General features: G+C 73.3%; 7 protein-coding genes. 6 read left to right on the top strand and 1 reads right to left on the bottom strand.

Annotation, left to right across the window (positions count from 1 at the left end; all coding sequences use genetic code 11):
* Positions 1-52 precede the first annotated feature (52 nt).
* From ACRWND_RS11820 to ACRWND_RS11805, 4 genes are all read left to right on the top strand, one after another.
* Complete coding sequence (locus ACRWND_RS11820; protein WP_431948653.1) at positions 53-772, top strand: hypothetical protein; 720 nt, start codon at positions 53-55, stop codon at positions 770-772.
* Between the two features lie 124 nt (positions 773-896).
* Positions 897-1217 (top strand): DMT family transporter, encoded by a 321-nt coding sequence (locus tag ACRWND_RS11815; protein WP_431948652.1) that lies wholly within the window; start codon positions 897-899, stop codon positions 1215-1217.
* Positions 1217-1771 carry a TetR/AcrR family transcriptional regulator gene (locus ACRWND_RS11810; protein ID WP_431948651.1) on the top strand — a complete coding sequence of 185 codons (555 nt, stop codon included), beginning with the start codon at positions 1217-1219 and terminating at the stop codon, positions 1769-1771. The genes ACRWND_RS11815 and ACRWND_RS11810 overlap by 1 nt, the downstream gene beginning before the upstream one ends.
* Before the next feature lie 121 nt (positions 1772-1892).
* Positions 1893-3116 (top strand): MFS transporter, encoded by a 1224-nt coding sequence (locus ACRWND_RS11805; protein WP_431948650.1) that lies wholly within the window; start codon positions 1893-1895, stop codon positions 3114-3116.
* On the opposite strand, the gene ACRWND_RS11800 is transcribed toward ACRWND_RS11805, so the two are convergent.
* The gene (locus ACRWND_RS11800) at positions 3094-3981 is read right to left on the bottom strand and encodes a winged helix-turn-helix transcriptional regulator (protein ID WP_431948649.1); all 888 of its coding nucleotides are present in this window, start codon (positions 3979-3981) and stop codon (positions 3094-3096) included. The two genes, ACRWND_RS11805 and ACRWND_RS11800, sit on opposite strands and share 23 nt — an antisense overlap.
* 67 nt (positions 3982-4048) lie before the next feature.
* Between ACRWND_RS11800 and ACRWND_RS11795 the strand changes: the two genes are divergently transcribed.
* Both ACRWND_RS11795 and dapD read left to right on the top strand, forming a co-directional pair.
* Positions 4049-5317: an MFS transporter gene (locus ACRWND_RS11795; protein ID WP_431948648.1), complete on the top strand. Its 1269-nt coding sequence runs from the start codon at positions 4049-4051 to the stop codon at positions 5315-5317.
* Between the two features lie 10 nt (positions 5318-5327).
* Positions 5328-6320, top strand: a complete 993-nt coding sequence (gene dapD, locus ACRWND_RS11790; protein ID WP_431948647.1) for a 2,3,4,5-tetrahydropyridine-2,6-dicarboxylate N-succinyltransferase — start codon at positions 5328-5330, stop codon at positions 6318-6320.
* The last annotated feature ends 179 nt before the right edge of the window (positions 6321-6499 follow it).

The raw sequence follows: 6499 nt of genomic DNA, 5'->3' as shown, positions 1-6499 counted from the left end.
CGGTCGTGTTTTCGCTTGCGCGCGTTCCCCTGGCTCCGTGAGTCTTCCCCGCATGAGCAGTCATTTCGCCGCCATCGGACTCGACGTGACGGACCGGGAATCCTTCCGCGCGCTTGTCGTCGGACTCCTCGAACGCGCCGACACACAGCGGGTCGAGGGTGGGCTGAGGCAGCACGTGTGGACGGGCGCGGGCGGCGCCCGGGTCGTCATCGAGACACAGGAACGGTCGATCGCCCAGGTGCTGCCGTGCCTGGCGCCCGCCGCAGAGCCGGTGCCGGTGGCCCGGGTCGAGATGGTGGACGCGGAGACCACGCGGCTCGAACTGCTGGACACGCCCGGCGGGACGATGCTGTGCCCGCTCGCGGTGGAGCTGGAGGATCGCGCCGTGCTGCGGGCCCGGGGCGGTACGGCCTCCGGAGGCGAACTGCGGCTCGCCGCGCTCGCCGAGCGCATCACCCTCCACACCGGGGGCAAGGAGGCGTACGACGCCGCGCAGGAGGGCCGGGAGATCGGCTTCGCACCCGACTACCTCGTTCCGTACGGCCTGTTCAGGCCGGAGGCGGCGGCTGATGACTGGGTGCCCTCGGCGCATGCGGCCTTCGCCGGGGAGGTGCTGCTCGCCGAGGTCCACGTGGGCGAGGCCGGGGGCGGCCACTTCACCGGCTGCGGGTGCGGACCATCGGCGGTCACGAGGTCGACGTCGCCGTGGCCGGTGGGGAGTTGGCGGAGGTTCCGGCCCCGGGGCACTGGGTGGACGGGGAGTTCTTCCTGACCGGTTCGCTGGGCCTGACCCCGGCCGCGACGCCCGAGGGCGCCCGGAAGCGGTGGTGGTCGCGCCGGTCGTGAGGAGTTCGGTATGCGTACGGGTGTACGCATCGATGGGTACGCTTGTACGCATGGCATACGTGTTGCTGGGCGGGGCGATACTCGCCGAAGTGCTCGGTACGACCTCCATGAAGTACAGCGACGGTTTCACCCGGCTGTGGCCCTCGCTCGGCACCGCCGCCGGCTATCTGATCGCCTTCACACTGCTCGCGCAGACCCTCAGGACGATGTCGGTGGGCACCGCCTACGCGATCTGGGCCGGGGTCGGCACCGCCGCGATCGCCGCCATCGGCATGGTCTTCCTCGGCGAGGCGGCCTCCGCCGCCAAGCTGACGGGGATACTCCTGGTCGTCGCCGGCGTGGTCGTCCTCAACCTCGGCGGCTCCCACTGATGGCGCGGCGGTACGACCCCGACCGCCGGCAGCGCATCATCGAGGCGGCGATCCGCGTGGTCGGCGAGCGCGGTATCGCCGGGCTCAGCCACCGGACGGTGGCCGCGGTGGCCGACGTTCCGCTCGGCTCGACCACGTACCACTTCGCCACCCTCGACGAGTTGCTGGTGGCGGCCCTGCGGCAGTGCAACGAGGCCTACTTCCGGGAGGTCGAGGAACGCGCCCTCCTCGGCTCGCCCGGCGCCGACCTGGCCGCGGAACTGGCCGGGTTCGTCGCGGAGGCGGTCTCCCGGGACCGCTCCCGCGCGCGGCTGGAGTACGAGCTCTATCTCGCCGCGCTCCGCCGCGCCGCCGTGCGCCCTGTCGCCGCGGAGTGGGTGGACCGCATGACCGGGCTCCTGACCCGGTGGACCGACCCCGTCACCGCCCGGGCACTGGCCGCCCTCACCGACGGGATGTGCCTGCAGGCCCTGCTGACCGGCCGCGACATCGACCGGGAGGAGGCCCGCGAGGTCTTCGCACGGATCGTGGGCGAGCCCGCGCGAGCCCGCTGACCTGTACTCCCCGGGAGAACTGCTGGCCTATACCGGTCGCGACCTGATCCGGCATCCTCACGCGCCGCATTCACGCCTTCACGTGATCGATTCTTGTAGGGGGTCGATCGGAGGACAGGAAATGAAACAGGCGATGAAGGACATACCGCGGGTGGTGTGGCTCCTCGCCACCGGCATGTTCTTCGTGGCGGCGGTGAGCTTCACCTTCGTCTACCTCTTCGTCTACCTGACGGGGCCGCGCGGGCTCAGCACATCCCAGGCAGGCCTCATCGCCGGTGTGGGCGGCGTCGGCATGGTCGCGGGCAACTTCACCGGCGGCTGGTTCGGCGACCGCTTCGGGCACCGCCGCACCCTCATCGCCGGCATGGTCGTCTCCGGTCTCGGCCTGGCCGCCCTGCCGCTGACGCCGACCGCCGCCCTCGCGGTCGTCTTCCCGGTCGCCCAGTACGCCACCGGGGTCACCCGGGCCTCCAACTCCGCGCTCATCGCCTTCTCCGTGCCCGAGGGCTCAAGGCGCCAGGGCTTCGCCCTGCTGCGCTTCATGGCGAACCTCGGCGTCACCGTGGGCCCGCCGCTCGGCGCGCTGATCGCCACCACGGTCTCGTACGACTGGCTCTTCGTCGCCGATGGCCTCGGCATGCTCTTCTTCGGGGTCTACGCGCATTTCATCCTGCCGGCCAACGGCAACCACCGGCCCCGGGGCGGCTCCTCCCCGGACGCGCCCGGTCTGTGGACGGCGCTGCGCGCCCGCCCCGCCGTGCTGGTGCTGCTCGGCGCGATCCTGGTCGCCGACACCGTCTACCGCCAGCAGTACTCCACCCTGCCCGTGTACCTGCAGGACCACGGCGTCGGCACCGGTGTCTACGGCGCCCTCATCGCCGTCAACGGCGCCCTGGTCATCCTCTTCGAGCTGCCCGTCACCGTCGCCCTGCGCCGGCGCGCCCCGCTGCCGATCATCGGCAGCGGCGTGATCCTGGTCGGGCTCGGCTTCGCCGCGCTGACCACGGGCCGCTGGTACATCGCCTCCGCCGTCGTCATGATGATCCTGCTGACCCTCGGCGACATCCTCTACAAGTCGCCGTCCACGGCCTATGTCGCCGACAGCGCCCCCGACCACCTGCAGGGCCGTTTCCAGAGCATGTACGCCGGCGCCTCCATCAGCGGCGTGGTGCTGGCCGCCCCGCTCGGCGGCGTGCTCTACGAGAGCGCGCCGGGCGCGCTGTGGCCGCTGTGCGCCGTCCTCGGTCTCGTGGCCGGCGCGGCCGTGCTCGGCGCCGGGCGGCTGCCGGGTGTGCGGGACGCTGCCGCCGAACCCGAGGCGGTCAGGGCCGCGTCGCATTCCTGACGGCGTCCAGCGCCGCCGCCACGCTCGCCGTGATGTCCGTGACCGGGTAGAACACCCGCCGGACGACCCGGTCCGCGCCGACCACGAGCGTCAGCCGCTTCAACCGCACCGTGCCGCCGGCCCGGAACGTCGGCAGCCGCAGCGCCGCAGCAAGGGTGAGCTCCGCGTCCGACAGCAGCGGGAAGCCCAGCCGCTCCCGCTCGGCGAACTCCGCCTGCTCGTCCGGGCGCTGCGAGCTCACCCCGTGCACGGCGGCGCCCGCCGCGGCGAACTCCGCCAGCCGGTCGCGGTAGGTGCAGGACTCCAGCGTGCAGCCCGCGGCTCCCGGGATCGCGCCCCACCCCGGGGGATAGGACGCGGGCCGCGCATAGGCGCCGGGGAAGCAGTACACGACGGTGAACGGGTGGTCCGCGGATACGGGGTCGCGCAGTGTGCCGTCCGCGCCCGCGGGCAGCCGCAAGGGGGGCACCCGGGTACCCGTCAGCGCGTGGATGCGCTCCGCCTCCCGTGAGCCGTCCGCGGCGGTGCCGGTGGTCGCGCCGTCGCCCAGCACCCACTGGTCGCCCCAGTCCTGCAGGGCGATCAGCACCGGCAGCAGCGCCCTGCCGCGCGGGGTGAGCCGATACGCGTAGCGCGCGGGGCGCTCCTGGTACGGCTCGCGGACCAGCACGTCCGCGTCCACCAGCAGACGCAGTCGTTCGGTCAGCACCTTGCGGGAGACGCCGAGTTCGCGCTGCAGGTCGTCGAAGCGCTCCAGGCCGCGGGCGGCGTCCCGCACGATCAGTAGCGTCCACCAGTCGCCGACCACGTCGAGGGCCTGGGCGACGGAGCAGTTCGCGTCACCGAGGTCTGTGCGGCGGGCCATGCCGCTATCCTGCCACCCGGAAGTGAGTTCCCAAAAGGAACTTACTCGCAACGGGGGGGTGCGGGGCATGCGCGAGGTGCCCAGGGTCGTCTGGACGCTGGCGGCGGGGGTCTTCACGAACGCGGTGGTGAGCTTCACGTTCGTCTACCTGTTCGTCTGGCTGACCTCGGTGCGGGGCCTGCCCGTCCCGCAGGCCGGGCTCATCGCCGGTACGGGCGGGGTGGGCCTGGTCGCCGGGAACTTCACGGGCGGCTGGTTCGGCGACCACCTCGGGCACCGCCGCGTCCTGCTCGCAGGGTCCGCCGTCTCCGGCGCCGGACTCGTCGCGCTGCCCGCCCTTCCCACCGCCGCGCTGCTGCCCGTCCTGCTGCTGGCGCAGTACGCGGCCGGCACGGTGCGCGCCGCCAACGCCGCGCTCGTCGCCGTCTCCATGCCCGAGGGAGCCCGCCGCCAGGGCTTCGCCGTGTTCCGCTTCGCCTCCAACGCCGGTTTCACCGTAGGGCCGCCGCTCGGCGCGCTGCTGGCCGCCCACACCTCGTACACCTGGCTCTTCGTCGCCGACGGCCTCGGCACGCTGCTCTTCGCCGGCTACGCGGCCCTCGCGCTGCCGGCGGGAAGCGCCCGCCGGGGCCGGCCGGGGCCGCGAGCCCGCGCCGACGGGCTGTGGGCGGCGCTGCGCGCCCGGCCCGCCGTCGTGGTACTGCTGGCGACGATCCTCGTCACCGACACCGTCTACCGGCAGCAGTACTCCACCCTGCCCGTCTGGCTCGCCGACCACGGCATCGGAACGGACGTGTACGGCCTGCTGATCGCCGTCAACGGCGGCGTCATCCTCTGCCTGGAGATCCCGGCCGCCATCGCTCTGCGCCGGCGTCCGCCCTTGCCGATCATCAGCGTCGGGCTCGTCCTCGTCGGCGCCGGATACGCGGCCCTGGTCGGCGGCGCATACCTCGCCACCGCGGTGACGATGATGGTGCTCCTCACAGCGGGGGAGATCCTCTACAAGACCACGGCCACCGCCTATGCGGCCGACAGCGCCCCCGAGCACCTGCAGGGCCGCTTCCAGTCCTTGTACGCGGGGGCCTCCGCCAGCGGCACCGTTCTCGCCCCGCCCCTCGGCGGCGCCCTCTACGACGCCTCGCCCGGCGCGCTGTGGCCGGTCTGCGCGGCGCTGGCCGGGGCGAGCGGGATCGTGCTGCTGGCGGCCGCCGCGCGGTGGAGGCGCGGTACGGGGGGAGGGGCCGGCGCGGCGAAGTCCGCCGGGGGCGTGTCGGCCGCGGCGCGGCGGCGTTCCGGATGGCGGGCCGGTTGGGCAAGCGCGGGGCGCAGCGACTAGCGTTCGACTCATGACTGACACGACCGCCACCTCTCGCGCCACTGGTGCCGTCGCCGCAGGCCTCGCCACGATCGCCGACGACGGCACCGTCCTCGACACCTGGTTCCCCGCGCCCGAGCTCGTGGCGGCGCCTGGGCCCGCCGGGACCGAACGGCTCACCGCGGACCAGGCCGCCGAACTGCTGGGCGACGCCGCCCCCAGGGCGCTGGGGCCGGACCCCCGTCGTGGCGTCGAGGTCGTCGCCGTCCGCACCGTCATCGCCTCGATCGACGACAAGCCGCTCGACGCCCACGACGCCTACCTGCGCCTGCACCTGCTGAGCCACCGCCTGGTGAAGCCCAACGAGCAGAACCTGGACGGCATTTTCGGTCTCCTGGCCAACGTCGTCTGGACCTCCCTCGGTCCCGTCCCCGTCGGCGCCATCGAGCGCACCCGCCTCGCCTCCCGGGCCGAGGGCCTGCACCTGTCGGTGTACGGCGTCGACAAGTTCCCGCGCATGACGGACTACGTCGTCCCCGCCGGGGTGCGCATCGCCGACGCGGACCGCGTCCGCCTCGGCGCCCACCTCGCGTCCGGTACGACCGTGATGCACGAGGGCTTCTGCAACTTCAACGCCGGCACGCTGGGCACCTCCATGGTCGAGGGCCGCATCAGCCAGGGCGTCATCGTCGGCGACGGCTCCGACATCGGTGGCGGCGCCTCGATCATGGGCACCCTGTCCGGCGGCGGCACGTCCGTCATCTCCATCGGCGAGCGCTGCCTGCTCGGCGCGGAGGCCGGTATCGGCATCTCCCTGGGCGACGACTGCGTGGTCGAGGCCGGGCTCTACGTCACGGCGGGCACCCGGGTCACCCTCCCCGACGAGACCATCGTCAAGGCCAAGGAGCTCTCCGGCGCCGACAACCTCCTCTTCCGCCGCAACTCCGTCACCGGCACGGTCGAGGTGATCCAGCGCAAGGGTTCGTGGGGTGGGCTCAACGAGATGCTCCACAGCCACAACTGACGGAGCGTCGAGTTGCGGGCCGGGTGTCGTGCCCGGCCCCGCACCGGAGGCCGCGCCGGCCCGCGCGAGCGAGCGCCCTCCCCGACCCAGGGCGGCCGGGGAGGGCGCTCGCGGTCTCCGTGCTCGTCCAGCGTGTCTCTCGAGGCCGGAAACGCGGCAGCCGCGTTCCGGCGTGCCCG

Origin of the sequence: Actinacidiphila sp. bgisy167, assembly GCF_965342175.1 — a bacterium.
Classification (GTDB): Bacteria; Actinomycetota; Actinomycetes; order Streptomycetales; family Streptomycetaceae; genus Actinacidiphila.
This window is presented reverse-complemented; position numbering and strand designations above follow the sequence as displayed.

Bases quoted from the DNA above. Each gene is read 5' to 3' on its own strand.
- ACRWND_RS11795 (WP_431948648.1), top strand. From the start codon at position 4,049: ATGCGCGAGGTGCCCAGGGTCGTCTGGACGCTGGCGGCGGGGGTCTTC.
- ACRWND_RS11810 (WP_431948651.1), top strand. From the start codon at position 1,217: ATGGCGCGGCGGTACGACCCCGACCGCCGGCAGCGCATCATCGAGGCG.
- ACRWND_RS11820 (WP_431948653.1), top strand. From the start codon at position 53: ATGAGCAGTCATTTCGCCGCCATCGGACTCGACGTGACGGACCGGGAA.
- ACRWND_RS11805 (WP_431948650.1), top strand. From the start codon at position 1,893: ATGAAACAGGCGATGAAGGACATACCGCGGGTGGTGTGGCTCCTCGCC.
- ACRWND_RS11815 (WP_431948652.1), top strand. From the start codon at position 897: ATGGCATACGTGTTGCTGGGCGGGGCGATACTCGCCGAAGTGCTCGGT.
- ACRWND_RS11800 (WP_431948649.1), bottom strand. From the start codon at position 3,981: ATGGCCCGCCGCACAGACCTCGGTGACGCGAACTGCTCCGTCGCCCAG.
- dapD (WP_431948647.1), top strand. From the start codon at position 5,328: ATGACTGACACGACCGCCACCTCTCGCGCCACTGGTGCCGTCGCCGCA.